Source organism: Pseudomonas sp. GW821-FHT09C08, assembly GCF_059418125.1.
In genome coordinates this window covers 944,921-971,467 of record NZ_JBWKPG010000001.1, presented here as the reverse complement: position 1 = coordinate 971,467, position 26,547 = coordinate 944,921, and the positions used below count along the sequence as shown (strand labels likewise).

21 protein-coding genes are annotated in these 26,547 nt (G+C 62.4%); 10 read left to right on the top strand and 11 right to left on the bottom strand.

What is annotated here, in order from left to right; all coding sequences use genetic code 11:
• Nucleotides 1-41: 41 nt before the first annotated feature.
• The 4 genes from rarD to AC07OJ_RS03830 all read right to left on the bottom strand — a co-directional run bounded on the left by rarD (nucleotide 42) and on the right by AC07OJ_RS03830 (nucleotide 4,501).
• Entirely contained in the window at nucleotides 42-923 is an 882-nt protein-coding gene (gene rarD, locus AC07OJ_RS03845) for an EamA family transporter RarD (protein ID WP_120448662.1), read from the bottom strand.
• Nucleotides 924-1,408: 485 nt separating this feature from the next.
• A complete protein-coding gene (locus AC07OJ_RS03840) occupies nucleotides 1,409-2,419 on the bottom strand; it encodes an aldo/keto reductase (protein WP_106803792.1) in 1,011 nt (336 codons plus the stop codon).
• 186 nt (nucleotides 2,420-2,605) lie between these two features.
• Entirely contained in the window at nucleotides 2,606-3,469 is an 864-nt protein-coding gene (locus tag AC07OJ_RS03835; RefSeq protein WP_120448660.1) for a hypothetical protein, read from the bottom strand.
• A gap of 120 nt (nucleotides 3,470-3,589) precedes the next feature.
• Entirely contained in the window at nucleotides 3,590-4,501 is a 912-nt protein-coding gene (locus tag AC07OJ_RS03830) for a LysR family transcriptional regulator (protein WP_106803794.1), read from the bottom strand.
• A gap of 101 nt (nucleotides 4,502-4,602) precedes the next feature.
• Here AC07OJ_RS03830 and AC07OJ_RS03825 point away from each other — a divergent pair, with 101 nt between their 5' ends.
• On the top strand, nucleotides 4,603-5,307 hold the full coding sequence (locus tag AC07OJ_RS03825; protein ID WP_495093987.1) for an SDR family oxidoreductase: 705 nt from the start codon (nucleotides 4,603-4,605) through the stop codon (nucleotides 5,305-5,307).
• Between the two features lie 99 nt (nucleotides 5,308-5,406).
• Here AC07OJ_RS03825 and AC07OJ_RS03820 read toward each other — a convergent pair whose 3' ends face one another.
• The gene (locus AC07OJ_RS03820) at nucleotides 5,407-6,717 is read right to left on the bottom strand and encodes an MFS transporter (RefSeq protein WP_106803796.1); all 1,311 of its coding nucleotides are present in this window, start codon (nucleotides 6,715-6,717) and stop codon (nucleotides 5,407-5,409) included.
• A gap of 174 nt (nucleotides 6,718-6,891) precedes the next feature.
• Here AC07OJ_RS03820 and AC07OJ_RS03815 point away from each other — a divergent pair, with 174 nt between their 5' ends.
• From AC07OJ_RS03815 to AC07OJ_RS03800, 4 genes are all read left to right on the top strand, one after another.
• Nucleotides 6,892-7,998 carry a sugar diacid recognition domain-containing protein gene (locus AC07OJ_RS03815; protein WP_106803797.1) on the top strand — a complete coding sequence of 369 codons (1,107 nt, stop codon included), beginning with the start codon at nucleotides 6,892-6,894 and terminating at the stop codon, nucleotides 7,996-7,998.
• A 91-nt stretch (nucleotides 7,999-8,089) separates the two neighbouring features.
• Nucleotides 8,090-9,229, top strand: a complete 1,140-nt coding sequence (locus tag AC07OJ_RS03810; protein WP_495093986.1) for a glycerate kinase — start codon at nucleotides 8,090-8,092, stop codon at nucleotides 9,227-9,229.
• A gap of 53 nt (nucleotides 9,230-9,282) precedes the next feature.
• Nucleotides 9,283-10,353, top strand: coding sequence for a DUF1176 domain-containing protein (locus AC07OJ_RS03805; protein ID WP_065905413.1), 1,071 nt, complete (start codon nucleotides 9,283-9,285; stop codon nucleotides 10,351-10,353).
• 61 nt (nucleotides 10,354-10,414) lie between these two features.
• Nucleotides 10,415-10,927, top strand: coding sequence for a GNAT family N-acetyltransferase (locus AC07OJ_RS03800; RefSeq protein WP_495093985.1), 513 nt, complete (start codon nucleotides 10,415-10,417; stop codon nucleotides 10,925-10,927).
• Here the strand turns inward: AC07OJ_RS03800 and AC07OJ_RS03795 are convergent.
• Nucleotides 10,924-11,616, bottom strand: a complete 693-nt coding sequence (locus tag AC07OJ_RS03795) for an aspartate/glutamate racemase family protein (protein ID WP_495093984.1) — start codon at nucleotides 11,614-11,616, stop codon at nucleotides 10,924-10,926. The genes AC07OJ_RS03800 and AC07OJ_RS03795 overlap by 4 nt on opposite strands.
• A 437-nt stretch (nucleotides 11,617-12,053) precedes the next feature.
• Here AC07OJ_RS03795 and AC07OJ_RS03790 point away from each other — a divergent pair, with 437 nt between their 5' ends.
• The 4 genes from AC07OJ_RS03790 to AC07OJ_RS03775 all read left to right on the top strand — a co-directional run bounded on the left by AC07OJ_RS03790 (nucleotide 12,054) and on the right by AC07OJ_RS03775 (nucleotide 16,662).
• Complete coding sequence (locus AC07OJ_RS03790) at nucleotides 12,054-14,279, top strand: cytochrome P450 (protein ID WP_495093983.1); 2,226 nt, start codon at nucleotides 12,054-12,056, stop codon at nucleotides 14,277-14,279.
• A complete protein-coding gene (locus AC07OJ_RS03785) occupies nucleotides 14,276-15,082 on the top strand; it encodes a class I SAM-dependent methyltransferase (RefSeq protein ID WP_495093982.1) in 807 nt (268 codons plus the stop codon). Before AC07OJ_RS03790 ends, AC07OJ_RS03785 begins: the two co-directional genes overlap by 4 nt.
• Nucleotides 15,083-15,146: 64 nt before the next feature.
• Nucleotides 15,147-15,689 (top strand): isopentenyl-diphosphate Delta-isomerase, encoded by a 543-nt coding sequence (gene idi / locus AC07OJ_RS03780; RefSeq protein ID WP_106803804.1) that lies wholly within the window; start codon nucleotides 15,147-15,149, stop codon nucleotides 15,687-15,689.
• A 478-nt stretch (nucleotides 15,690-16,167) separates the two neighbouring features.
• Nucleotides 16,168-16,662 carry a hypothetical protein gene (locus AC07OJ_RS03775; RefSeq protein WP_495093981.1) on the top strand — a complete coding sequence of 165 codons (495 nt, stop codon included), beginning with the start codon at nucleotides 16,168-16,170 and terminating at the stop codon, nucleotides 16,660-16,662.
• Between the two features lie 45 nt (nucleotides 16,663-16,707).
• On the opposite strand, the gene AC07OJ_RS03770 is transcribed toward AC07OJ_RS03775, so the two are convergent.
• Nucleotides 16,708-18,921, bottom strand: a complete 2,214-nt coding sequence (locus AC07OJ_RS03770; protein WP_495093980.1) for a tetratricopeptide repeat protein — start codon at nucleotides 18,919-18,921, stop codon at nucleotides 16,708-16,710.
• Between the two features lie 172 nt (nucleotides 18,922-19,093).
• Between AC07OJ_RS03770 and AC07OJ_RS03765 the strand changes: the two genes are divergently transcribed.
• Nucleotides 19,094-19,765 (top strand): DUF3313 domain-containing protein, encoded by a 672-nt coding sequence (locus AC07OJ_RS03765; RefSeq protein WP_120448650.1) that lies wholly within the window; start codon nucleotides 19,094-19,096, stop codon nucleotides 19,763-19,765.
• Between the two features lie 3 nt (nucleotides 19,766-19,768).
• On the opposite strand, the gene AC07OJ_RS03760 is transcribed toward AC07OJ_RS03765, so the two are convergent.
• From AC07OJ_RS03760 to AC07OJ_RS03745, 4 genes are all read right to left on the bottom strand, one after another.
• Nucleotides 19,769-20,743: a DUF3829 domain-containing protein gene (locus AC07OJ_RS03760; RefSeq protein WP_201144535.1), complete on the bottom strand. Its 975-nt coding sequence runs from the start codon at nucleotides 20,741-20,743 to the stop codon at nucleotides 19,769-19,771.
• Nucleotides 20,740-22,287: a J domain-containing protein gene (locus tag AC07OJ_RS03755; protein WP_495093979.1), complete on the bottom strand. Its 1,548-nt coding sequence runs from the start codon at nucleotides 22,285-22,287 to the stop codon at nucleotides 20,740-20,742. The genes AC07OJ_RS03760 and AC07OJ_RS03755 overlap by 4 nt, the downstream gene beginning before the upstream one ends.
• A 43-nt stretch (nucleotides 22,288-22,330) precedes the next feature.
• Complete coding sequence (locus AC07OJ_RS03750) at nucleotides 22,331-24,823, bottom strand: spermidine synthase (RefSeq protein WP_495093978.1); 2,493 nt, start codon at nucleotides 24,821-24,823, stop codon at nucleotides 22,331-22,333.
• 115 nt (nucleotides 24,824-24,938) lie between these two features.
• Nucleotides 24,939-26,525 (bottom strand): arylsulfatase, encoded by a 1,587-nt coding sequence (locus tag AC07OJ_RS03745; RefSeq protein ID WP_262135261.1) that lies wholly within the window; start codon nucleotides 26,523-26,525, stop codon nucleotides 24,939-24,941.
• Nucleotides 26,526-26,547: the final 22 nt, after the last annotated feature.

Here is a 26,547-nt window from a genome sequence, read left to right as displayed (position 1 = left end):
GGCCGGGATTGCTCCTGGCCGGGCTTTTTATTGCCTGCGGATCAGGCTTTGCGCTGACGCACCAGATGCTTGAAGCCTTCATACACCAGCACCATCACCGCCAGCCAGATCGGGATATAGGTCAGCCATTGACCACCCTTGATGCCTTCACCCAGCAGTAACGCCACTGCCAGCAACAGCACCGGCTCGACATAGCTGAGCAGCCCGAACAGGCTGAACGCCAGCAACCGGCTGGCGATGATGTAGCTCACCAGCGCCGATGCGCTGATCAGCCCCAGCGTTGGAATCAAGGCATACAGCTTCGGATAGGCATCGAGCACGGCAACCCCCTGTTCGCCGCTCTGCACGAACCACCAGGCCACCGGCAGCATCAATGCCATGTCCAGCCACAGACCGCCCAGGTGATCGGTGGACAGGTATTTACGCACCACGAAGTAGACCGGGTAGCCGATGATCACGACCAGCGTGGCCCAGGAGAAACCGCCGGCCTGATACAGCTCATTGAGCACGCCGAGCGCGGCGAACACGACGGCGATCTGCTGCAGGCGCGACAACCGCTCGCCGTACACCAGGCGTCCCGTCAATACCATGGTCAGCGGCAACAGGAAGTAACCCACCGACACATCCAGGCTGCGCCCGTTCAGTGGCGCCCACATGAAGAGCCACAACTGCACGCCGAGCAATGCCGAAGACAGCACCACGCCGCCGATCAACCGCGGCTTGGCCGCCAGCCTGCGCAGCAACTCCCACACACGGCGCCATTCGCCGCTGACGATCATGAACACCGTCATGCACGGCACGGTGAGCAACATGCGCCAGCCGAAAATCTCCAGGCCGCTCAACGGCGTGAGCAGCGACGTGAAGTAATACATCACGGCAAACAACACCGACGCCGCCACGGATAACACAACACCTTTAGACACACTGTCCTCGCCAAAACCGGTTGCTACAAAAGAAGAGAGAAAATCAGGAGGGGATTATGGAGCTTTTGACGGGAGACGGTTGCGCTGTTTTGGGGCGTTTTGCGCGAAAATTTTCATGGGGTGAGGTTTGGAGGGAGTGATAGAGACAAACCTCCTTTGATGAACCCACTTCCCATGGCGGGCCAGTTTGTTGTGGTGAGCGGGCTTGCCCCGCGTTGGGCTGCGAAGCAGCCCCAGTCAGCGAGTATGCGGTGGATCAGGTACTCCTCGCCGACTGGTTTTGGGGCGGCTTCGCCACCCAACGCGGGGCAAGCCCGCTCACCACAGAAAGCCCGCCCACCACAGGGAGCCTGTTTGCCACATGAAGCTGTTTGCAGCCACAAGCCCGTTCACCACACTAAGCCCGCTTGCCACAACAAGCCCGCTCACCACAGAAAACAGCTCAGCACAAAAAGCCCCGCTTGCTACAAGGCCCTATTCCCCGCTTACAAACGAGCTATCCGCCCGGACACAAAGTGCCCCACATCATTGAACCCCGGCGTGGACGAGTGCCCGGGCGTCACCAGCGAGTCGATGAAGGCTTCATCCTCCGCCGAGATCTTCACGTCGAGCGCGCCGATGTAGGCATCCCATTGTGCTTCCGTGCGCGGACCGACAATCGCCGAGCTCACCGCAGCATTGTTGAGCACCCAGGCGATCGCAAACTCGACAATCCCCACGCCACGGCCTTGGGTGTACTGCTGGATCTGCTGGGCGATGCGCAACGACTCCACGCGCCACTCGGTTTCCAGGATGCGTTTGTCCTGGCGCGCTGCGCGGCTGCCGGCCTCGGGGGTTACATCCGGCGCGTACTTGCCGCTGAGTACGCCACGCGCCAATGGGCTGTAAGGCACCACGCCCAAGCCATAGGCGGCGGCCGCAGTGATCTGCTCGACCTCGGCCTGGCGATTGACGATGTTGTACAGCGGCTGGCTGATCACCGGCTTGTCCACGCCCAGGCGCTCAGCGACGCGAATCACTTCGGCGATGCGCCAGCCGCGATAGTTGGACAAGCCCCAATAGCGGATCTTGCCCTGGCGGATCAGGTCACCGATCGCCGACACCGTGACGTCCAGCGGTGTGTCGTGGTCTTCGCGGTGCAGATAGTAGATGTCGAGATAGTCGGTATCCAGGCGCGTCAGGCTGGCTTCCAGCGCATTGAAGATACGCTTGCGGCTCAAGCCACTGCGATTGGGCAGGCCGTCGGTGGGGCCGATGGCGACTTTGGAGGCCAGCACCCAATCCTCACGATGGCGCGCAATGGCCTCGCCGACGATTTCCTCGGAGCGTCCGCCGGTGTAGACGTCCGCCGTGTCGATAAAATTGATGCCCTGGTCCCAGGCCTTGTCGATGATGCGCAGCGAGTCCTCGGTGTTGGTCTGTTCGCCAAACATCATGGTGCCCAGGGTCAGGGCGCTGACCTTCAGTCCGGACTGGCCCAATGTGCGGTAAATCATGCAAAGCTCCTCAAGGCAGGGAAACGTGACCTATGCAATACCAGAGAGGGAGGCTCTAGAACAAGCCTGATGTCGCGTTTTGCTGCTCGTATGTGCGTACACGGCCCTACCGCCGATAACACTTGCTTGAGGAGCAAGCGAAATCAGCGGGTGATGATTCAAGGCAATCGCTGAGTATCCAGCAGGTCAGGCGGTATAGAAGGGCGCGCGGACGTCAAACTTACCGTCGAACTGGAATTCCCCGCCTTGGGGATTAACGAAACTGCAATTCAGCTTGCCTTTTGCGTGACCGGTGCCGGGTAATGAATCGAAATGCAGTGTTCCCTTGCGGTGGACATAAAACGTCCACCCAGGCAGGGCGCTGCAATTAACGTACACCCCTTTGGCTTCTGGGCCGATGACATAGTCATGCTCGGTCAGGTTCTTATCTATTTGAATACTGACAATAAGATTTGAGGGCAGGGGTAGGGCAATGCGCTGCGAGCCAAAAACTTCCCACACGTGCGGAAAGACGGGCGATTCGTGACTGATGATGCCTGCACTCTCGGCGACAAACTGCTTATGTAAAAAAGGGCTGTTGGTGAATTCTCCCTCGAAGGTTCCCGTATTGAGCCTTGGATAGGAAACTCCCTTTAAATGGAGCACGCCGGCAGTCACATCCACATGGTCATTGTTCAATGCTGAGGAGAAGTGAAAGGCTGCTTTCATCTCGTCATTTTGTACGGAAACGGTAATCTTGCCGCTGACAATCGTGTAGACCGAAATCCCTGCGCGATGGGGCGTAAAGACGAAACCAGTGGCCTCGCCGGGGAAGCTGTAGGTGTGGTCCTTGCCATTTTCCTCAAGGCTGGCTGGCAATACCACACTGAGTCCGTAGTAGTTCTGGTGCGGATCGCTGCTTTGCAGTTGTACTCCGCTGAAACGCCATTGGCCGCCCGCTTTGAAAATGTGTTGCCTGTCAGGATCCGATACGAATGAGTGATTATGGCTGCCGCTGAACTTTGCGGTCAGCGTGCCTGTACTGGTGAGTGCCTCTGTCTCAGCTTTCATCTCGATGTTCCTTGCTTAACGTGAAGGGTACCTCGGGATGACTATGCTAATCGGGGTCAATGAACTCAGATACTGTCATAAATGACAGGTTTAAACGGCCGCGTTTTTATCGCCAAATTGTCACTGGTGCGTCGTGTTAAGCAACGACTGGCAGCGCCTCTGCAGAAAATCATGCAGTACTTTCACGCGCTCCGAGACCTGCAGGCGATGAGGACACATCAAGTTGAATGGCGCGGGCTCACCTTGCCAGTCAGTTAAGAGAGGCACCAGCCGGCCTGCTTTGATGTCGCGGGCAACATCCAGGTTGGCCTTATAGGCGATACCGTGGCCGGCCAGGGCCCAGCGTCGCACGATCTCACCGTCATCGCTGAGGTAGTCACCGCTGACCTCGACCTCCTGCAACTGTGCGCCCTGGCGGAAATACCAGGTGCTGTTGGCGCGGCCGCGACGCATATAGCGCAGCGTGCTGTGCTGCGCCAGGTCTGCCGGTGTGCGGGGTGTGCCGTGGCGTGCGAGGTAGTCGGGGCTGGCGCACGCGATGCGGTGGTGGCCGGGCACCACCGGCAGCGCCACCAGGCTGGAGTCCTGCGGCACGCCAAAGCGCAGGGCGATGTCGACGGTGTCGCGAAACAGGTCGGCGTTGCTGTCATTGAGCAGCAGTTGCAGGCGGATAGCCGGGTGTTCGACCTTGAATTCATCCAGCCAGCCCAGCAATACATTGCGCCCGAAGTCCGAAGGCGCCGCCAATTGCAACAGGCCGCTGAGGCTCTGGCCTTGCTGCTTGATCGCTTGCTCGCCCTCGGACAGTGCTTCCAGCGCCACGCGCACGCTGTCCAGATAGCGCCGGCCTTCTTCGGTGAGGCGCATGCTGCGGGTGGAACGCGCGAGCAGGCGAATACCCAGGCGGGTTTCCAGGCGTTTGAGCGCGATGCTCGCCGCGGCCGGCGTCAGGTTAAGGCTGCGTGCGGCGGCCGAGAGACTGCCGGTGTCGGCGGTGCGTACAAACACGTCCAGATCGAGGATCGAGCTCATTTGTAAAAATCCTTTAAAGATCTTGTCGTTTTACCGGGATTTTTCGTCGATTGCCAAGCTGGGAAGATGAACGCTCACTTTCTGACCCAGGACACTTCTCCATGACTTCTTCCCTCAACGGCAAAACGGTGATCGTCATCGGCGGCAGCAGCGGTATCGGCGCCGCCGTGGCCAAGGCCGCCGCAGCACGGGGCGCCCAAGTGGTACTGGCCGGGCGTCGTTTGTCTGCGGGCAACGAAAACGGCCTGCGCAGCGAGCCGGTAGACGTTACCGATGCCGCTTCGCTGCAGCGACTGTTCGAAAGCGTGGGGCGGTTTCATCATCTGGTCTATACATCCGGGCCATCGGTGCGCGCCAAGACGCTGGCCGAGACCGACCTGGATGAGGCCCAGGAAAACTTCAATGTGAAACTCTGGGGTTCACTGCGGGCCATTCAACTGGCGCTGCCGTTTCTCGACGAGCATGGCAGCATCAGCCTGACCTCCGGGCAGTTGGGGCGTAAAGCGGCGGCTGGCCAATTCATCAAGACCGGCATCAACGCCGCGACCGAGGCATTGGGCAAGCAGTTGGCTAAAGAACTCGCGCCACGGCGCGTCAATGTGATCAGCCCCGGGGTCATTGATACACCGGCCTATGCGGGGTTGACCGAGGAGCAGCGCCTGGCGATGTTCGCCAAGGCTGGCGGCGCCTTGCCGGTAGGGCGTGTCGGGCAGGCTGGGGAAGTGGCGGCGGGGTATGTGCTGGCCATGGAGAATGGCTTCATGACCGGCGCCGTGATCGACATCGACGGCGGCGGCTTGCTCTGACGGCACCGGTAGGAGCCGGCTTGCCGGCGATCGCGCCCTCTGGCGCGCAGCAAGGCTTTGGGCCTTATCGCCGGCAAGCCGACTCCTGCAGGATGAGCGTTACGCCTTCAGGGTTCGCGTCATCCGCAACGCCAGCACGCTGCCCGCCACGATCACCGCCGCCAACAGGTACAGTGCCACATCCGTGGAGCCGGTGGCATCTTTCACGAAGCCGACGATATACGGGCTGAGGAAGCCGGCCATCTGGCCCATGGAGTTGATCAACGCCAGGCCCCCGGCCGCTGCGCCGGCACTGAGCATGGCGGTTGGCACTGGCCAGAACATCGGCAGGCCGGTGAGAGCGCCCATCGTCGCGATGGTCAGGCCGAGGATGGCAATGGCCGGGGTGGTGGCGAAATTCACCGCGATCACCAGGCCAATCGCGCCCATCAACATTGGCACCACCAAGTGCCAGCGGCGCTCTTTGCGCAAGTCCGCCGAACGACCGACCAGCAACATGAAGACTGCGGCCAGCAGGTAGGGGATCGCACTGAGCCAGCCAATCACCAGGTTATCGCTGAACCCCAGGTTCTTGATGATCGACGGCAGCCAGAAGTTGATCGCGTACACGCCGCTCTGGATGCAGAAGTAAATCAGGCCGAACGCCCAGATCGCCGGGTTCTTGAACACTTCCGCCAACGAGTCGGTGGTGGTTTTCGGCTTGTTCGCGAGGTCCGTCGCCTGGTCGGCTTCCAGCACCGCGCGTTCATGCGGCGTGAGCCACTTGGCGTTGGCGAAGCTGTCGCTGAGCAGGAAGTAGGCGAGGGCGCCGAGGATCACGGTCGGAATGCCCTGCAGCAGGAACATCCACTGCCAGCCCGCCAGGCCGCCTTGGCCGGCGGCGAAGTGGTTGAGGATCCAGCCGGAAAACGGGCTGCCGAGCAGGCCGGACACCGGGATCGCCGACATGAACAACGCCATGATCCGCCCACGACGGAAGGTCGGGAACCACTGCGAGAGGTACAGCACCACACCCGGGAAGAAGCCGGCTTCGGCGGCACCGGTGAATAGACGCAGGGTGTAGAAATGCGTCGGCGTGGTGACGAACAGCAGGCAGGTGGACAGGGTGCCCCAGACGATCATCATCAACGCGATCCAGCGCCTCGGACCGAATTTGGTCAGCGCCAGGTTGCTCGGCACGCCGCACAGCACGTAGCCGATAAAGAAGATCCCGGCACCCAGGCCGTACACGGTTTCGCTGAATTTCAATGCATCGAGCATCTGCAACTTGGCGAAGCCAACGTTTACCCGGTCGAGGTAGTTGAACAGATAGCAGATGAAAATGAAGGGGATCAGGCGCAGGGTAATGCGCTTGTAGATGGCGTTTTTATCGTCATCGGTGGCCAGTGTGGCAGCGGCGCTCTGTGACATGGGGAGTCTCTCTTTATTATGATTTTTCGCGATGCGCAGGTAACGTTGATCGCCCAAAGAGTCTCAGCCACGTGGCAGGGTGCTGTCTTTGTGCTTGCGCACAGTGAAGCATCAATTGCGCTGTGCTGATGAACAACCTGCGTTTTCAAGCACTTCTTTCAAGGAGATGGCCCCATGTTCGAGCTGGATCATGACCTGGCTCAGGATATCGTCGATCGCACCATGGCGATCCTGCCGCACAACGTCAATGTCATGGACAGCCAGGGCCTGATCCTTGGCAGCGGTGAACCGGAGCGCATCAATACCCGCCACGAGGGCGCCCAACTGGTCCTGGCCAATGGGCGCGTGGTCGAGATCGACGGGCAGACCGCCAAGCACCTCAAGGGCGTGCAGCCGGGCATCAACCTGCCGCTGATGCACGACCAGCGTCTGATCGGCGTGCTGGGCATCACCGGTGAGCCGGAAGGCCTGCGCACTTACGCCGAGCTGGTGCGCATGACCGCCGAGATGCTCGTCAGCCATCGGCACCAGCAGGTCGAACAACAATGGCGGCGCCAGCGCTGCGATGACTTGCTGGCCTTGCTGCTCGCCGACACTGGCGACTCGCCGCGCCTGGTGGACGAGGCGCAACAACTGGGCCTCAAGCCGCAGCTGCCGCGCACCCCGTACCTGTTCGAGCTGGGCGTGGGGCAATCGGCGGAGGCGTTGAGTGCCTGGCTGACCTCGCGCTATCCGGACAGCTGGTGTGTCAGCTCGGCGCAGTTTTCGCTGCTGTGGTGTCGGCCTGCCGCGCTGCAGGTCGACAATCCGCGCTTGTTGGAAAAGCTCGAAGGCCTGGGTTGGCAGGTTCTGCGCGTGGCCGTGGGTGGGCAAGCCGATGGCTTGGCGGGGCTGCGCCGCTGTTACCGGCGTGTCGGTGATCTGCTCGCGTATGGGCGCGATATCCTGCCGCAATCGCGGCTGCTGACCCTCAACCGTTATCGCCTGCCCGTCATGCTCTGGCGCCATCGCAATGACGATGCCCTGGACGAATTGCTCAAGCCGCTGCACAAGGTGCTGGCCAAAGACACCAACGGCCAGTTGCTCGCGACCTTGCGCAGTTGGTGCGACCACGACGGGCAAAGCCAGGCGTGCGCCGACGCCCTCGGCATTCATCGCAATAGCCTGCGTTATCGCATGGAGCGCATCGCCGAGCTGAGCGGCGTTGATCCGCTGACCCTGGACGGCATGCTGGCTCTTTACCTAGGCGTACAGCTGCTGCCCCAGGCTTTGTCGGAATGAACAACAAACCTGAGCCAGACTTGTGCATCGGACCGGCGTCATTCCCGAAGCCAACTGGCAGCATGGGCGTCATAAAAACCGGAGAAAGCCCATGAAAATCATCATCGCCCCCGACTCGTTCAAGGACAGCCTGAGTGCCGAGGGCGTCGCCCAGGCCATTGCCGCCGGGCTGGCGCAGGTCTGGCCGGATGCGCAGAGCGTCTTGTGCCCCATGGCGGACGGTGGTGAAGGGACGGTGGATGCGGTGCTCGCGGCCTGCAACGGTGAGTTGCGGCGCCAGGCGGTGCGGGGTCCGTTGGGGGCCACGGTGCAAGCGCGTTGGGGCTGGTTGGCTGAAAGCCACACCGCGATTATCGAAATGGCCGAAGCCAGCGGCCTGCAACTGGTACCGCCGGGCCAGCGGGATGCCTGCAGCAGCAGTACGTTCGGCACCGGTGAGCTGATCCGCGCCGCCCTCGACCTGGGTGCCCAGCGCATCATCCTGGCGATTGGCGGCAGCGCCACCAACGATGGCGGGGCCGGCGCGATGCAGGCGCTCGGCGTGCAATTGTTCGACGCCGATCACCAGGCCCTGGCCCCCGGTGGCCTGGCCTTGGCCGGGCTCGCGCGGATCAGCCTGGAGAACTTCGATCCACGGCTGGCGCAGGTACGCTTTGAAATCGCCGCCGATGTGAATAATCCACTGTGCGGCCCCCACGGCGCGTCGGCGATATTCGGTCCGCAAAAAGGCGCCAATCCCGAGCAGGTGCAACAGCTGGACGCCGCCCTCGGCCACTTCGCCGACCAGTGCGCCCAGGTGTTGCCCAAGGATGTGCGCGATGAGCCCGGCAGCGGCGCCGCCGGCGGCCTGGGTTTTGCCGCCAAGGCGTTTCTCGGTGCGCAGTTCCGGGCCGGTGTGGACGTGGTCGCGGAGCTGGTCGGCCTGGACGATGCCGTACGGGGCGCCGACCTGGTGATCACCGGTGAAGGCCGCTTCGACGCCCAGACCCTGCGCGGCAAAACCCCGTTCGGGGTCGCGCGTATTGCCCGCCAACATGGCGTGCCGGTGATTGTCATTGCTGGCACCCTGGGCGATGGCTACGAACAGATGTACGCCCACGGTGTGAATGCCGCGTTTGCCTTGCCGTCGGGCCCGATGAGCCTGGAGCAGGCCTGCAGTGAAGCCCCGCGATTGTTGGCCGAGCGCGCGGCGGATATTGCACGGGTATGGCGCACGGCTGCCGGGCGCTGACTTGAACCCTTGAACATGGGACAATCCGCGCCTTTTTGACACGGAGAGTCCCCATGCTGCGCCCCGCATTCCTGGCCATGCTGCTGGCTGGTATCAGCCCTCACGTCCTCGCCCAACCCGCGACTGAAACCGTACCGCTGCTGCGGGAAATCAAAAACTGGGTCACCGGTTGCGACAACTTGCGCAATTGCCACGCGCTCAGTTCACCCAGCGGCGTCGATGAAGAAGACTACAGTTCGCTGACCCTGCATATCTTTCACCAGGCAGGTCCCGAAGGGTACTTGCGCCTGCGCTTTGATCACCGCGGCGAAGACCTCGACCTTTCCACCTTGCTGCTGGATGGCCAACCCTTGGGACAGGCATTGACGCGCGACTTGCATGTGGAACTGGACGATGAAGGCGGCGACCCCGAGATGCACTTCTACAGCGTCATCGAGGACGCGCCGGCGCGGCGCTGGTTGCAGCGGTTGCGCAATGGCCAGCGCCTGCAGTTGCCCGGCGATGACAACGCGAAGGTGTCGCTGAGCGGGCTGAGTGCTTCGCTGTTGTTGATGGACGCGGTGCAGGGGCGGGTAGACAACGTCACCGCGCTGGCCCGGCCGGGCAAGGCCGCTGCCAGCGAGGTGCCGGCTCGCCAGCCGACCCCGGTGCTGCGCAAGTTCCCGACCGCACCCGCGCTGACCGCGCAAGAACAGGCCGGCCTGGCTGCGGCGGCGATCAAGGCGCTGACCAACACCGACACCGAAATGAAACCCGACGCCGAGGCCGGGGCCTTGAGTGCCGACCAGGCCATGATGGTGGTGCGCACTGACTGCGCGGCCTACAACTGCGAGTACGAAATCAGCAGCCGTGAGCGCAAGCCGCCTTACACCGAAACGTTGCTGAGCATTCAGCCTTTGCCGTTGGACGGCGCCGCGTTCGAAGGCTCCGTGGGGTATGACGAAACCACCGGCACCTTGAGTTATTTCTACAAGCTGCGCGGGATCGGTGATTGCGGTGCGGGCGGGGTCTGGGTCTTTGACGGCAAGGCGTTCCAGTTGCGTGAGTTTAAGATGATGCCGCGCTGCACCGGGAGCCCCTACGGGGATTGGCCGGCGTTGTGGACAACCCTGCCGGCGCCCTAGCCAGGCAGCGCGCATGGCCTCTACACTGGTCGGCCACGTGTCTTTCAAAGGATGAAACACCATGCACGCCCCTGAACCGCATATCGTGATCCAGCGCTTTGGCGAAACCCACCTCGAAGGCGTGGCTGCGCTCTATAACGATCCGGCCGTGTGCCGACAGGTGCTGCAGATGCCGTTTCAGTCGGTAGAGGCCTGGCGCAACAAGCTGGTCACCGACAATGAGCGCCGGCTACAACTGGTCGCCGTGCACGGCGGCGAGGTCATTGGCCAGCTGGGCCTGGAACAGTACCCGCGCGTGCGCCGTGCGCATGTCGGCTCGTTTGGCATGGGCGTGGCGCCGGCCTGGCAGGGCAAGGGCGTCGGTTCGCGCTTGTTGGCCGCCGCGCTGGACGTGGCCGACAACTGGATGAACCTGCGCCGCGTGGAACTGACGGTGTACGCCGACAACGAAGCCGCGCATCACCTGTATCACAAGTTCGGCTTCGAAGTCGAAGGGCGCATGCGCGACTACGCCCTGCGTGACGGTGTTTTTGTCGACACCCTGAGCATGGCGCGCCTGCGCCAATCGGCTTAATCCTGCAGTGCAAACGCCACCGCAGCCTGCGCATGCAGCTCGGTGGTGTCCAACAGCGGCAGCGTGCTGTGCTCGGGCTTGACCAGCAGGCTGATTTCCGTGCAACCGAGGATGATCGCCTGGGCGCCCCGTGCGGCCAGGCCTTCGATCACCCGCAGGTAGACCGCGCGTGACGCATCGCTGATCACGCCGACACACAATTCCTCATAGATGATCCGGTGCACGGCCTGGCGCTCGTCGGCGTCCGGCACCAGCACGGTCAGGCCCTGGGCGGCTAGGCGCGCCTTGAGAAAGTCCCGCTCCATGGTGAACGCCGTGCCGAGCAAGCCGACGGTCAGCGTGCCGGCGGCCACGGCAGCGGCGCCGGCCGCATCGGCGATATGCAGGAAGGGAATCGACACCGCCGCCTCGATGCGCGGCGCGACCAAATGCATGGTGTTGGTACACAACACCACACACTCGGCGCCCCCGGCCTGCAGGCGAAGCGCGGCATCTTCGAGGATCAGCGCGGCGTCATCCCAGCGCCCGGCATGCTGGGCTTGTTCCATCGGGCCGAAATCCACGCTGTACATCAACAGTTGCGCCGAGCGCAGCGGGCCGAGCTGGTCGCGCACGCGCTGGTTGATGATGCGGTAGTACTCGGCGCTGGACTCCCAGCTCATGCCGCCGATAAGGCCGATAGTGCGCATGCGATGCTCCTGACAAGGAAAGTCGCTTCACCTTACCCAGCGGCTGCCGATTAGTCATACGCAGTTGCCAACTCATTCACCATAGCAGTTCAAATAACGGCGTTTGCCGATCGCAGCCAGCGTGCTGGGGGACTCGTCCATACCTGTAAGAAATGACAGTATATTTCGAATCAATGCGCGTATCTAATCAACAGTGGCGAGCAATCAATACACCTGCCAGACCGCTGGGACGGGAGGGGTAGGGATGGCGGTTCACCCCCCCACACTCTGAGAGGCATTGTCCGGGTCGACTTAAGGCAATGCCCACATTTCAAAAGATTAGCTTCAAGTAAGATCAGGCCGGTTGAAGAAACTACGATCTATTCTGCTTCGTCGTGACGGCAGGCGTTGCAGCCGGAGCCCAATCTTATAAAAAGTTGATTCAGGAGGAATCCCTCATGGCATCGCAACCCTGCGAAGGCGATCCCGGCACCGGCCAACGCGATCACTTATCACCGACACCGCTCATTATTCCCGAAATCCATCTGCCTTTCGCTGGTCCGCCACCGCGTTCCGACCGTGAGCCGTTGCGTGCACATGCTCTCGCCTGGGCGCAGCGGTATGGCTTGATCGGACGCCGCGGTGCGCATCGGTTGAGTACCACTGCGCTGCTCGAGCTGGGCATTGCGCTGTGCGGAAGGGCGCCCACGCCACAAGCCGAGATTCTGGTCTGCTGGTACCTGTGGGCGCTGATCCTCGATGACCGAATCGATGATGGCCCTTGGGCGGAAAAAGGTGCACTGGATCGTTTCATCACCGCAGTACAGGCTTTGACCGACGGTTGCGAGGCTGATCCTGCAGCTGAAACCAGCCGCTTCGATGACCCGATGCTCAGTGTTCTGGTCGATGACCTGTGGCCTCAGACCCAGCGCTTGGGGAGCGACCATTGGCGAAATAGGCTCGTGCGGCATTTGATCCAACATCTGCGAGCGCAGGCGACGCTGGTCCGCGTGCGGGAAACCGGCACGGCGCTCACGTTGGCCGAGTACCTGCCTTTGCGCCGTAACTCTTTCGGCGCACTGTTCTTCTTTGATCTCATCGATGCGGCTGAAACGCTCGATCCGTACGCGGATGCAGCGGACACCGAATGGTGGAACACGCTGCGTGAGCACGCTGCCGATATAATTGCCTGGACGAACGACATCCATTCGATTGCCAAAGATGTGGTGTGTGGTGAGCGCTTCAACCTGGTGTCGATCCTTGCCGATACCAGAAGCCTGGACTGGCCTGCCGCGATTGAATTGGCCCATCAGATGGTGAACACGGCGGTTGCGCAGTTCACCGCGGTCGCCGCCCAGCCTGCGAATCATTGGCGGTCCGCCGCGACTGACCCCGATCGGCTGCGCCAGGTTGTTCGGGCGGCGGGCGACTGGCACCGGAGCGTTTCTCGCTATCACCTGCAAGCTGCCGACGCTTCGGCACAGGATAACCGGCAAGTGGATCTGAAACTGACCCCGCCGACCCTTAAATCCCGTCAATTCGAAGTCGACCCGTACCCATTGTATGAGCGTTTGCGTACCTCGCTACCGATCGTTTACGACGAGCCCACCGATGTGTGGCTGGTCAGTCGGTATGTGGATGTGAAGGCGGCGCTGACCCATCCTGGGGCGAGCAACAACAACTACAGTTGGCAGATTGGACCGTTGCTGGGACACACAATTGTCACTATGGACGGATGCGAGCACGCTCAGCACCGAGCGTTGCTGAGTCCATCGTTTCGCAGCAATGCCCTCGCGGCGCTTGAGACCTCCATCATCGCGGTAACCACAGACCTTCTGGCGCAAATGCAGGGTCGACCTCAGGTGGACCTCATTGCCGATTTCACCGCGGCACTGCCCGTGCGGGTGATGGCTCGTGCACTGGGTCTCCCGGCTGAAACCCGCGAGGAAGTGGAGCGGCTTAAACGTTGGTGTGCCGTGGGCTTTGCTTATATGGGCAACTATCGACAGGACCCGGCACTGTTGACCGGTGGGTTATCCAACCGAGACAGTTTCTACGACTTCATCCAGCCACACATCGACGCCCGCCGTTCTGAACCCTCAGATGATTTGATTTCGCAGCTCCTGGCGGCTCAGATCGACGGCAAGCCGTTGTCGGAGACGTTCGTCCGATCCTACTGTGCGATCCTGATGACGGCGGGTAGCGAGACCAGTCACGGTGCGCTGGCGAATCTGATTGTCAACCTGCTGAACGAGCCGGGTGTCAAAGATGCGGTGATGGCCAATCCAGAGCTGATGGATAATGCGCTCGCCGAAACCCTGCGACGCAACCCGCCTTTGCAACTTGTACTGCGGGAGGCCCGTGAATCGCTGGAGCTGCCGTCGGGAACGATTCCTGCCGGAGCGACCCTGGCTTGTCTGATCGGCTCGGCCAACCGTGATCCAGACCAATTCACCGATCCGGACACTTTCAACATGTCGCGCACCGAACACGCAGCCAGCCATTTTGCCTTTGGCGCGGGGCGCCACTTCTGTCTGGGCTCAATGCTGGCACGGATGGAGATCACGATCAGCGCTCGCATGCTGCTACAGGCCTTTCCAAACCTGCGCTGGGCTCCTGGGTTCAAGCCTACCGAGCACGGATTCCTCAATCGATGCCCTGGGCAACTGGAGGTCACACTATGAGTACTACTGACTTCACTGAGGAAGCCGGCTACACCAGCAGTTATCTTGCCGATCAGCACGCAGGCCAATTGGCCCGTTTACGCACCCTGGAGCGTGCCTTTGACCCCTTGAGCCAGGAGGTTTTTAATCAGTTGGATCTTGCGCACACGCCCGCCATCCTCGATCTCGGCGCCGGTGCCGGATCCCTCGCGAGATGGCTGAGCAAGCGATATCTCGACGCGACGGTCACCGCCACTGACATCGATACCCGATTCCTGGCCGATATTCCCGGCATTCGGGTGCTGACCCACAATGCGGCGACTGATGGTTTTCCTGCTGCCTCCTTTGACGTGGTGCATGCTCGGGCGCTGCTGTGTCACCTCAGCGAACGCGAAGAAGTCTTGACGCGAGCCGCAACCTGGGTCCGCCCGGGCGGTTGGTTGGTGATCGAAGACGTGAGTCTGCAACCGAGCTTGAGCACTGCGAACCCGCTGTTTCGAAAAGTAGCCGAGGCCGGAGTCACCCTCCTGGAGCAGACCATCGGTTCCAACATGCGCTGGGCTGATACGCTTGCCGCTGGATTACGTGCTCGGGGACTCTCCAGCGTCGGGCAGCGTACCCTCGAAGGTCGAATCGGTGACAACAGCCTCGCCGATGCCTTTTGGGCTGCAACCACCGCCCAGGCTGGACCGGCGCTGCTGAAACTGGCGTTACTCACTCAAGACGACCTTGACGCCATGGCCCGCCTGCGTGCCGATCCAGGGTTCGACGAGGCAGCGCTGACGTTCGTCAGCGCCTGGGGGCAAGTCCCCTTACCTGAGTAAACCTCGCGCACTGAAAGCAGTGTGCGGGGGAGGGCATGCGTAATTGCACGGAAGGGAATGCACAATGAACAATGATGTAGTGTTAGTTGACGCTCAGGATGTACAGATCGGAGTGTGTGACAAACGCACAGCACACCTGGGAGCGGGAAAGCTTCATCGCGCATTTTCAGTGCACCTGATCGACAGCGACGGGCGTCATCTACTTCAGCGTCGTGCCGCCGGAAAAATGCTCTGGCCAGGGTTCTGGTCGAATGCGTGCTGCAGTCATCCGGCTCCGGGAGAGACTATCCTGGATGCCGCAGCTCGTCGTCTGCGTGAGGAATTAGGCGTCACGGCCTCGTGCCGTTTTTTATACAGTTTTGAGTACCATGCGCGCTTTGGTTCAATCGGCGCGGAACACGAATTTTGTCATGTATTGGTTGCGCAATCTGACGCTTTGGTCAGCCCGGCACTTGAAGAAGTCAGCGAGATCAAGTGGTGGACACGAGCCGAAATATCGGCGCGCCTTTCAGAATCGCAAGGACAGTTCACTCCCTGGTTTCGAATGGAGTGGCGTCAGCTTTTATCGGAGCATCCCTCTTTCGATACACCTGTATTGCAGGCCTGATCAAGCCGCAATGGGCGTCATGCGAATCCCCTGAAACCCTCAATCCCAGGCGAGAATCTTGCGCGTGCTGCAGTGTGTACCTGTAGCACGCAACACCGTCATGACAGGTATAAACCTGTTAATTCTAACAGTAGACGGTAAGCGTTTTGGCGCTGTTAATGGAGGTCAGGCCTATCCCATGCAGGCTTGATCCATTGATAGACGAAGGAATTGCATATCGACTACGGCGCTTACGTTAACAAGCGCGCCGTTCATCGATCAGCCGTGGCGCAATATCCCGCCGCTGAAACGCCAGCCCAGGGCTGACACGTCAACCGCACCTTCCATTGCATTCCACGTTGAGGCCGGGGCGCCTGGGTTGGAGTTGATCCAACGGTCAGCGACGAGCCGCGCCTCACGCTGGTGTTTAGTCATACGCTGAGTGGCCGCATCTGCCATGATCGGGCTTCGCAATCTGGCTCACCCAAGGAAATCCGCAATGGACGATGTACAGCAACTGGGCGAGATGCTTCGTCATTACGCTGATAGCGAAGCGCACAAAAAACAACAATTTGACCTGCAGTCGGCGCGCTGGACGCACAAGCTCAGCGAGTTGTTCGGGCAGATCGAGCAGTGGCTCGAACCGGTCAAGCAGGTGGGGTTGCTCGAAGTCCACCGTGAGCCCTATGTGGCCAGCGGGCCGAGCGTGCCGGCCGAGGCCTCGACCTTCAAGACCGAGAAGCTGACCGTGCAGATCACCGGCAAACCGGTGGAGTTCGTGCCGGACGTGATGGGCGTGGGCGGCTTGATTTCCGTGGCCGTGATGGGCCTGACCGCTGCGCGCCACGGCAGTGTGTCGCTGGTGCTGGCGGCGGATAAAAATGACTGGATCTGGAAGAAAACCAACGGCCTGAAAGACCCGGACACTTTTGCCTTCGACGCCAACTTCCTCGCCTCGCAATTGCAGAGCCTGATTCCGCGCGAACGCGGCTGAGGCACACGGCCCTCGCCGGCACGTCGGTGCCGACTGAGGACGTGTCTACTTCAGCGCCGGGTCGCCGGGGTTGAGCGCCTTCCAGCTTTGCAGCACGGCCTGCGCCTTGGGTTCCTGGCCATTTTCCAGGTAGTACTGGATCAGCGACAGCCGCGCAGTGCGGTGATAAGGCTGACGCTTGAGCAGGTCTTCCAGTTGCTCGCAGGCTGGCTCGACCTCACCGATGTCATGCAGGGCCACGGCCAGTACGTACGCAAACTGGGCGTTGGCCGGGTCCAGTCGTGCCGCTTGGCGCAGGTAGGGCATGGCCTTGGCGGTGTCGCCAGCGCGAATCCGCATCAAGCCCTGGGTGTGCTGCAACAGCGGCGCGTCGGGGTGCAGTGCCAGCTGCTCGGCGATCAACGCGCGTGCTTCGTCGGCGCGACCATTGGCTTCAAGCCACTGGGCGAGGGTCACCAATGCCGGGAAAAAGTCCGGATCGCGCAATAACGCAGCGCGCAACTGCGCTTCGACCCGGTCGCCACGGCCGCTGGCCTGGTAGAGCATCGCCAGGTTGAGGTTGGCTTCGGCGCGTTCCTGCAGGCTCAACTGCACCTGTTCATATTCGGCGATGGCCTTGTCCCAGGCCGGCCCCTGTCCCGGCACACTCAGCAGATCGCGCGCGGCGAGGATGCGCACGGCGCGCACCGGATCCTTGAGCAATGGCCCATACAGCGCGACACGCTCCGGTGGCGGCAACAACGCGCTGACCGCACGCACGGCACTTTCGCGCACCTGCGGGGCGGCGTTGGCCAGGTCCCTGGTTGCCAGCTTCAGCGCTTGTTCGCTCGGGTAATTGGGCAACTCCATCAACATCGTCGCGCGCTGGATCGCCGGCAGGTTGCTGCGCGCCAGCTGGTCATACAGTGCCTGGGCCGCACCGGGCTGGCCACCGCGAATCAGCGCCATGCTGTCCGCGTAGCTGGGAGCGCGCAGCACGTCACGCGCGCCGGCGGGGATGCTGAAGCTGTGGTCGTGCCGCAAATCGTTGCCCATGTAGAACTTGCCGGGCATATGGCAATCGACGCAGAACGAACCGGGTTGCCCAGGTGGCAGCCGCGTGTGTTCGCTGGACTCGTAGTTTTTTGCCTGCAAGCCACGCCCGTCCACCGTAGCGATCGGGGTTTTGCCTGCCGGGTTATGGCACTGCAGGCATACGCCATTGCCTGGGGCCTTGAGCTCGGCGCTGTGGGGGTTGTGGCAATTGCTGCAGCGCACGCCTTTTTCGGCCATTTTGCTTTGGGCGAAGGAGCCGTGTTCAAACACTTCATCCTTGATCTTGCCGTCCAGGGCATACAGCTCGCGGGTCAACACGCTGGGCAGGTAGTCGTCCATCAGGCGCTTGCCCACGGTGAAACCATCGCCCAGCGGCGCACGGCGTGCATGGCAGCGGGCGCAGGTTTCGAGTTCGACGGTGGCGTCCTTGTCTTTCAAATCCACGGCAAACCCGGCGTGCACCGCATCAGTGTTTTTGGCGGTCCACTGCAGGTGGTTGGAGGCCGGGCCATGACAGGCCTGGCAGCCCACGCCGAGGCTGTTCCATTGACTGTTAAAGCGGTTGTCGAGCGCATCGAAGTTGCGTTTGTAGCCGGTGGTGTGGCATTCCACGCACATGAAGTTGGCGTTCTGGTTGGGTTTGCTCCAGTGCAACGGGTTCTTGAAGTTGACGCCCTGGCCTGGATAGAGATGAAACCAGCGGCCTTTCTGTGTATCCCAGGCCACGCCCAGGGCCTGCAAGCGACCGTCGCCGACTTCGAGCAGATATTGCTGCAACGGCGCGATGCCAAAGGTGTAGGCCACCTTGAAGTCGGCCGCCTTGCCATCGCTGCCCGGCGTGTTGACCCAGAACTCATCGCCGCGTTGATAGAACCGCGTGGTTTCACCTTCGGCACTGAACGAGGCGTTGTTGAAATCCGCCGGGATCGTCTGCGGCGTGGCGGGCTGCATCGCCAGCTGGTGGTGCGAACCTTGCCAGTCCTTGGCCTGGGCCTGGTGGCAGCCCTGGCACTGCTGCTCGTCGACCATCTGCGCAGGGGGCGCGATGACCACCGGTTTGGTCGCCGCCACGGGCGCCGGAGCCGGTAGCCGAGGCGCGCTGGCCTGCAGGAAAAACCAGATCCCGGCCATGGCCGCCAACAGCAGCACAATCAGCACGGGGTACAGGTAACGACGGGGCGAATCACGGTGGGGTACGACAGGTGCTTGTTTGGGCTTGGGCATTCCGACTTCCGCTGTCTTGATGCATGGACGCTCTACGGCGTGCTTAAGCTCCGTGCAGCTTTGACGCTGGGCACAGTCCTGTCAAACGGGCAGGTGAAAAAAGCACTATTTCGCCAGGATTGGCTATACCTACAGCTCAGTGTTTTGACGAAGACCGCCAGGGAGTTCAATGATGAAACTAAGGCTAATGATCAGCACCGTGTGCATCGCAACCCTCGCCATGAGCGGTTGCGCCAGCAAGGTCACGCAACCGGATGAGTACTCGGGCTTTCTCTCCGACTACAGCCAGCTCAAGGAGGCCCAGTCGCCTTCGGGGGCCGAAGTGATGCGCTGGGTCGATCCCAAGCTGGACCTGAGTCGCTACAACGCGGTGTACATCGAACCGACCCAGTTCTACCCCAAGCCCCAGGCCACCGCGAAAATCCCGGACAGCACCCTCAATGGCATCAACACCTACTACAACCAGGCGCTCAAGCGTGAGCTGGCGAAGTCTTTGCCGCTGGCCAATGCCCCCGGCCCTGGCGTGATAGTGGTGCGTGCGGCGATCACAGCGGTAAGCAGCAAGACCGAGTCCCTCAAGCCATATGAGTACATTCCGGTTGCCCTGGTGGCGGCGGCGGTGAGTACCGGCACCGGCATCCGCGACCAGGAAACCACCCTCGGCACCGAGGCGCAGTTCCTCGACGGCGCCAGTGGCAAGGTGCTCGCCCAAGTCGTGCGCAAAGGCACCGGCAAGCCCCTGGCGAACGACTCGCAGGTGATGAAGGCCGACGATGTCAAAAGCGTCATTGATGGCTGGGCATCGGACCTGCATCAGTCTTACCTGAAGCTGAAAAAGCACTGACGCTTAAAACGCATTCCTGGCCGGTTTGTTGTAGTAGCTGAGCAGGGCATCGTAGCGGCGGGTGACGAGGTAATAGTCGTCACTCAGTTGCTGCGGTGGGGCGTGTTCGTGCCAGTGTTGGGTGAGCGTGCGCAAGGCTGAGAGGTACGCGTCGGCCGGCTCGTTCAGGGTGTACCAGAGAAAATGGGCTTCTTCGTCGAGCTTGTCGCCCGGATGGGTACGCACATAGGCCCGGGCGCTGTCTGCCGCCTGTTGCACGGTGTCGGCCAAGGCTGCCACGGCAGGCGGCGTCAGGCTGGCGTTGCGCATACCTTGCTCGATCTGGTTCACGGCCTGGCGCGCGGCGATCATGTAATTGAGCACCTGCCAGTGCATGTCCCGGCCGAAGCGTGCCTCGATCAACGCCAGCTGCGCCGGGCGCACCGCCATGTCGGCCTGCTCCAGCGGCGTGCGCAGCGCGGTCGAGGCCGCCAGGTAGTCCTGGCCTTTCTCGGCCAGTTGCAACGCATACTGTTTTCTCACGGCTTCGACGAGGATTTGCTGCGCGGCAGACGTCCACTCCGGCAGCGTGACCCGATCAGCCAGCGAGGTGAAGCTGTTCAGGCTGGCCGCGTAGGTCGCGGCGGGCCCGAGCAGTGGGCTGTCGGGTTGCTGGCGCCGCAGTTTCAGGGTGTACAGCTCAGAGCAGACCGACGCGCGGATGTAGCGGGCATCGGGCTCGTTGCGGTCGCCGAATTTATCGTAGCTGCGCACTTCCTCCTGCCCGGTACTCATGAAGTAGTAGGCCAGGCGTGTTTCGCGATCGACGCGGTTTACGCAATCAATGATCGGCGCAATGGCGCTGGCCGCCGCGGTGTAGGGGCTGTCGCGCTGGTCGAGCCACAATTGCGCGTATTGCAGCGGTTTGGTGGCGCCGGCTACGCCGAGCAAGCCCAGGCCGAGCACCAGGCCGATAGGCACCAGCCATTTCGGATTCATTGCGTAGCCTCCTGTCCATACCACTGCGCCTCGGTGGCGGGGGCCTGGCACGCGGTGTCGGTGCGCGGCATGCGACTGCACAGGCGTTCGGTCCAGGGTTGCAGGCCCTGGTTGCGGGTGACGCGGTGCTGGCTGTCGAGCAGGGCCAGGCCCGCGTACAGCACAATCCCCAGGATCACCAAGAGTGCCATGCCCAGTGCGGCCCAGCGCGGATTGCGCGCGGTCCACGGGGTGTGACTGTTCATCAAGGGTCGCTTGATCACGCCGATAAGCGCCAGCACCGCCACCAGTGTCAGGCTGGCAAACGGGCTGAAGACATACCCCAGCGTGGCCGCGAGGATCAGTCCAGGCACCAGGTCCCGTATCGGCAACAATGGCAAGTGTGTAGGGCTGAGCCAGCGGGGCAGGCGTTGACTGAGCTGCTCATCCAGCATGCGGTACTGATGGGCCAGCGGGCGCCAGGCCTGCCAGGCCACGCCGGCGCCGATCACTGCGGCGAATGCCCATAACACGCCGTAGCCCAGCGTCGGTACCACGTTGCCGGCCAGGGTTTCGGCCTTTGCCAGCGCGCCGACCAGGCAACTCAGCACCAGCGCGACGATCCACGGCCAGGTGTCCATCGCCGTGTCCCAGCCTTGCCAGAAATACACAGTGCCGCCGGGCATCGCCTCGGCTTCGGCCACGTGGTCGGCGTAGATGTCGGCGCTGAGCGCCTGGCAGGCTTTCCAGTCGTGTTCGTTGAAGCGCTGGGCGAAGGCACGCCGCTGGCCCAGGCTCAGCGGTGCCAGCAGCAACCGCGCGGCCCGTTGTTGCGGGGTGTTGGGGGCTTCGGCCGCCAGGGCACGCTGGCGCGCCATGACGATTGGCGCTTGCTGGCGCCGCAACAGCAGCGTCCACTCGTCTGCCGGGCAGTCATGACCCGCGCCGCCGTGCCAGTGCTGGCCGGCGCAGACTGCCTCGAATACGGCGCTCGACCAGTAGTGACTCTGCGCCAGCAGCCGCGCCAGCCAGTGGTTGAACCACTCGGCATGTGGGTGATTGTTCACCCACGGGTGCTCGTCGCGCGCTGCATAAGCGGCCAGGAACGCTGCCTCATCCTTGTGCTCCAGAGCCTCGCGCAGCGGTTGCTGCAAGGCCGCGCGGTGCTTGCGCTCGAGCTTCCCGACCAGCTCGGCGGGCAACTCCAGGCGCTGCCAGGCGGTCAGCCAGTTGAACGTTTCAAAGGCCCAGCGCGTGTCTTCGGGGTTGAGGTCGCCTTCGATGTCGCGCAGCAGCAGGTGGCTTTCGAAGTGCAGGGCGCCGCCATTACCGAGCGCCGCCTGGTAACGCTCGGCCAGGGTCTCGCCATGGGTCTCGATGATGACTTCGTCGGCTTCCTGCGGGTCCTCGCTCCATGTCAGCGCGGCCTCATAGGCTTCGCGCAGGCGCTGGAAACCCTCGGGGTCGTCATCCGGCCGGGCCTTCTTCAGCAGCGCCGCGTAAGTGCGCTTGATCGTGCGGCTATCGGCATCCGGCGGCAGGCCAAGGACATTCCAGCAAGTCATGTGCGGTGCAACTCCCTAAACAATCGCGCGCACATTACCTGTTTTACGGGGTGATAAACCAGCGGTAGTACGGGTTGGCGCTGTCTTGCTGCAAAACATCGCGAATATCCCGGCCCCAGGCATCGCGGTCGCCGTCGTAGGCATGCAGGCTCGCGCGGTAGAACTGCAGCAGGCGTTGCTGCTCGGCGGCCACGGTGCGGGTGAAGGCTGCATCGGCGTTGACCAGCGGCGCCGGCACCCGCAGGTCGAGCAACGCCGGCAGCACCCGCGTGATCTCCTTGCTACGCACCCACGGCGCGTATTCGATGCGCGGCTGGTCGTCGGTGACCGGCAATGCATCGGCGGCAAAGCGCTCAAGACCCTGGCGGTCGGTGACCCAGGTGGCCAGCAGTGTGGCCGCTGAATCGATACCGACGTCCGCCAGCGCGCTGCTGACGCCGGGCTGCGCGAACCGTTGGCGAATGCGTTCGGCATCCAGTTCGATGGGGTAGCGGGAGCCGACCAGCAGCATCTCGTGGAATTCACTGGTCCACAGCGAGGCGTACGGGAATACGTTGAGGAAACTGCGCACCAAGGCACGGGAATCGTCGATATTCTGCGTCGGCAACGGCAGCCATTGCGCCAGCAGGCCCTGATTGCCCAGGCGCGTGGCCGCCAGTTGGTAGAAGTCCTGGGAATACAGGTTGACCACGCCGGCGGCGGAGGGCGGCGGCGGTTCCAGGGTGATCAGGTCATAGGTTTGCGGGTTGCGCAGCAGTTCCTGGCGACCGTCGCGCAGGCGTACCTCTACGCCCGGGTCACTCGCGGCGTTGTAGTTGCCCTTGAACAGCGGCGCGGCTTGCACCACGCCCGGCAACAACTCGGCAACCACACGCTGCTCCAGGCCCGGATAGCGCAACAGCGCACCGGCGGTGATGCCGGTACCGAAGCCGATTACCAGCGCCGATTTGGGCTCGGCGTTATGAATCAACAACGGCAACAATGCCTGGATGCGCATGTAGCGCAGCGACGGCATGGCGTCACCGGTATTCGACACGCCCTGGATATACAGGCGCTGGAAGCTCCGCGCGCCCTGGCCCTGGGTGACTACCGCGACCGTCGCGCCACGTCCTTCCTGGTAAAACGCCACGCTGGCATTGCGCGCGCCGGGCAGCAGCTTGGCGAGCCGGTCCACCGGCGTCAGCAGCGCCACCGCCAGCGACACCAGCACCACTGCGACCACGGCCTGGCGCCGGCCTTTTTTCACGCCATGGCCACGACGTACGGCCAAATAACCCACGATGCCGGCGACCACGGCCAACAGGCCCAGGGTGCGCACCAGCCCCAGCCAGGGAATCAGCACAAAGCCGCACAGCATCACCCCGACAATCCCGCCGAGGGTGTTGAAGGCCACCACCGCACCGACATCGCGCCCGACCTGCTGGTTGCCGACACTCAGGCGCAAGGCCACGGGGAACGCCGCACCGAGCAACAGCGTCGGCACAAACACGATGCACAACGCCGCCACGGCAAAACGCGCGCTCATCCCGGGCAACTCACTGCCGCCCAGGCTCAACACCAACGCCTCGGCCTGGGTTTGCAGCAGCACCAGCCAACGCCCGAGCAAGGCGATTTCCAGCAGCGCCACCAGCCCCGCGCCCGCAATCAGCAGGCCAAAGACACCCCAGGGATCGCGCAGGCGCTGCACCCGATGGGCCATCAACTGGCTGCCGATAAACAGCCCGCCAAGGTAGGTGGCCAGCACCACGGCAAACGCGTAGGTACGGGTGCTCATGAACTGCACGATGGACTGCGACCACACCACCTCATACCCCAACGCCACGCCCCCGGCGATGGCGTACAACACCAGTGCCAGCCGCGCCGGCTGCACGCGATGGGCCGGCGGCACCCGCGCCGCCACCGGGTGACGCACCGACAGCAGCGCCCCCAGCGCTGCCACCAGGTTAAGCAGCGCCGCCGCCAGTGCACTGCCGCGCACACCGAATTGCGCGATCAGCACAAACGCGGTCAGCAAGGTCCCGGCAATCGCGCCCGCGGTATTCGCCGCATACAGGCGCCCACCGGCCTGGCCCAGGCCCTTGGCGTCGATGTTCAGCGAACGCACCAGTACCGGCAGCGTGCCGCCCATCAGCAGTGCTGGCAAACCAACCAGCAGGAACGGCAGCGCCCAAGCCAGCAGGCCGATGCGCTGCTCCAGCCAGGCGAACGGTTCAGCCGCCATGCCCAGGGCCAGCGTCGCGCCAACGCCAAAGACCGCGACCAGTAATTCAATCCCGGCATACAACAACAGCGGCCGTGCAAAGCGGTCCGCCAGGCGCCCGAACAGCAGCCCGCCCAAGGCCAGCCCGGCGAAAAACGCACTGATCCCGGTGGTGATCGCGTACACCTCCACGCCGACCACCAGCGACAGCTGCTTGATCCACAGCACCTGGTACACCAGGGCGGCGCTGCCGGAGATAAACAGGAGGAGGGCGGGAATGAGGATTGCGGCGGACGAGGTCACATCAATGGGCTTGCTGGCGGTGCGTGAGGTCATTGCCGAATTCCAAGGTAAGCGCAGGAACCTGTGGGCGCACGCAAGCCGGTGCCCACAGTGATCTCCAGTGATTCACAGAATGTGCCCACCCCATGCGGTGAGCACAGTGTTACCGCTAGCCCGCAGGTGCGGCCTTCATCTTCGCCTCGATTTTCTTGTCCACCGCTTCACGTATCTGGTCGATGCTGAAGCTGGCCGGTTTCTGGCTGGGCGGGTACTCGATGAACGTCTCGAGGAACTTCGCCGATTTGGTCACCGCGACCGCACCGAGGTAGACGTTCTTGGTGCTCCAGTCGTAGTACTGGTCGGAGACCACGTCCGCGCGTTCATACGGGTCCATCCTCAGGTTGAAGATCTTCGGCACCCGCAATTGCACGAAGGGCTCGCTCCAGACGCGGAAACCACCCGGCTGGCGTTGTTCGGCGAACACTACTTTCCAGTTGTCGAAGCGGACCGCCACCAGCGCTCCGTCATCGTTGAAGTAGAAGAACTCGTTACGCGCGCCCTTGGGTTGCTGGCCGGTGATGTACGGCAGTTGGTTGTAGCCGTCCAGGTGCACCTTGAAGTTGGTGCCGCCTGCCGTCGGCGCCCAGCCCTTGAGCAGCTTGTCCTTGACGTCGCCATCACCGGCGGCGGCCAGCAGGGTCGGGAACCAGTCCAGCCCCGAGACCATTTCGTTGGACACTTCACCCGCCTTGACCTTGCCCGGCCAACGGATGATCGCTGGCACCCGGTAGGCGCCTTCCCAGTTGGAGTCTTTCTCGTTGCGGAACGGCGTGGTCGCCGCGTCCGGCCAGGAGAACTGGTTCGGCCCGTTGTCGGTGGTGTAGACGACGATGGTGTTGTCGGCGATTTTCAGCTCGTCGAGGGTTTGCAGGAGCTTGCCCACATCGCCATCGTGTTCGAGCATGCCATCGGCGTACTCGTTGCCGGGCATGCCGCTCTGGCCCTTTATCGAGTCACGCACGTGCGTGAATACGTGCATGCGCGTGGTGTTCATCCACACAAAGAAGGGTTTGTTGGCTTCGGCCTGTTTCTTGATGAATGCCTGGGCCGCCGCGGTGGTTTCATCGTCGATGGTTTCCATGCGCTTGGTGGTCAAGGCACCGGTGTCTTCGATCTTGCCGTCGGCGAAGCTGTGGATCACCCCGCGCGGGGTGTTGGCCTTGACGAACTCCGCGTCGTCCTTGGGCCAGTAGGGGCGCTCGGGTTCTTCTTCGGCATTGAGGTGGTACAGGTTGCCGAAGAACTCATCGAAACCGTGGTTGGTCGGCAGGTATTCGTCGCGGTCACCGAGGTGGTTCTTGCCGAACTGCCCGGTGGAGTAGCCCAGCGACTTGAGCGCCTGGGCGATGGTGATATCACGCTTTTGCAGGCCGATTGGCGCGCCCGGGATGCCCACCTTCGACAGGCCGGTGCGCAACGGCGTCTGGCCAGTGATAAAGGACGAGCGCCCGGCCGTGCAGCTGTTCTCCGCGTAGTAGTCGGTGAACAGCATGCCTTCTTTGGCGATCCGGTCGATATTCGGGGTCTTGTAGCCCACCACGCCCATGGAATAGGCGCTGATGTTGGTCTGCCCGATATCATCGCCGAATATCACCAGGATATTCGGCTTGTCGGCGGCCCAGGCGGATGCCGAGGCCCCCAGCACCGAAGCCGCCACCAGGGCGAGCTTCGGCAGCCACTTACGTATGCGAGTCATAAGACTTGCTCCTTCTAGGGCT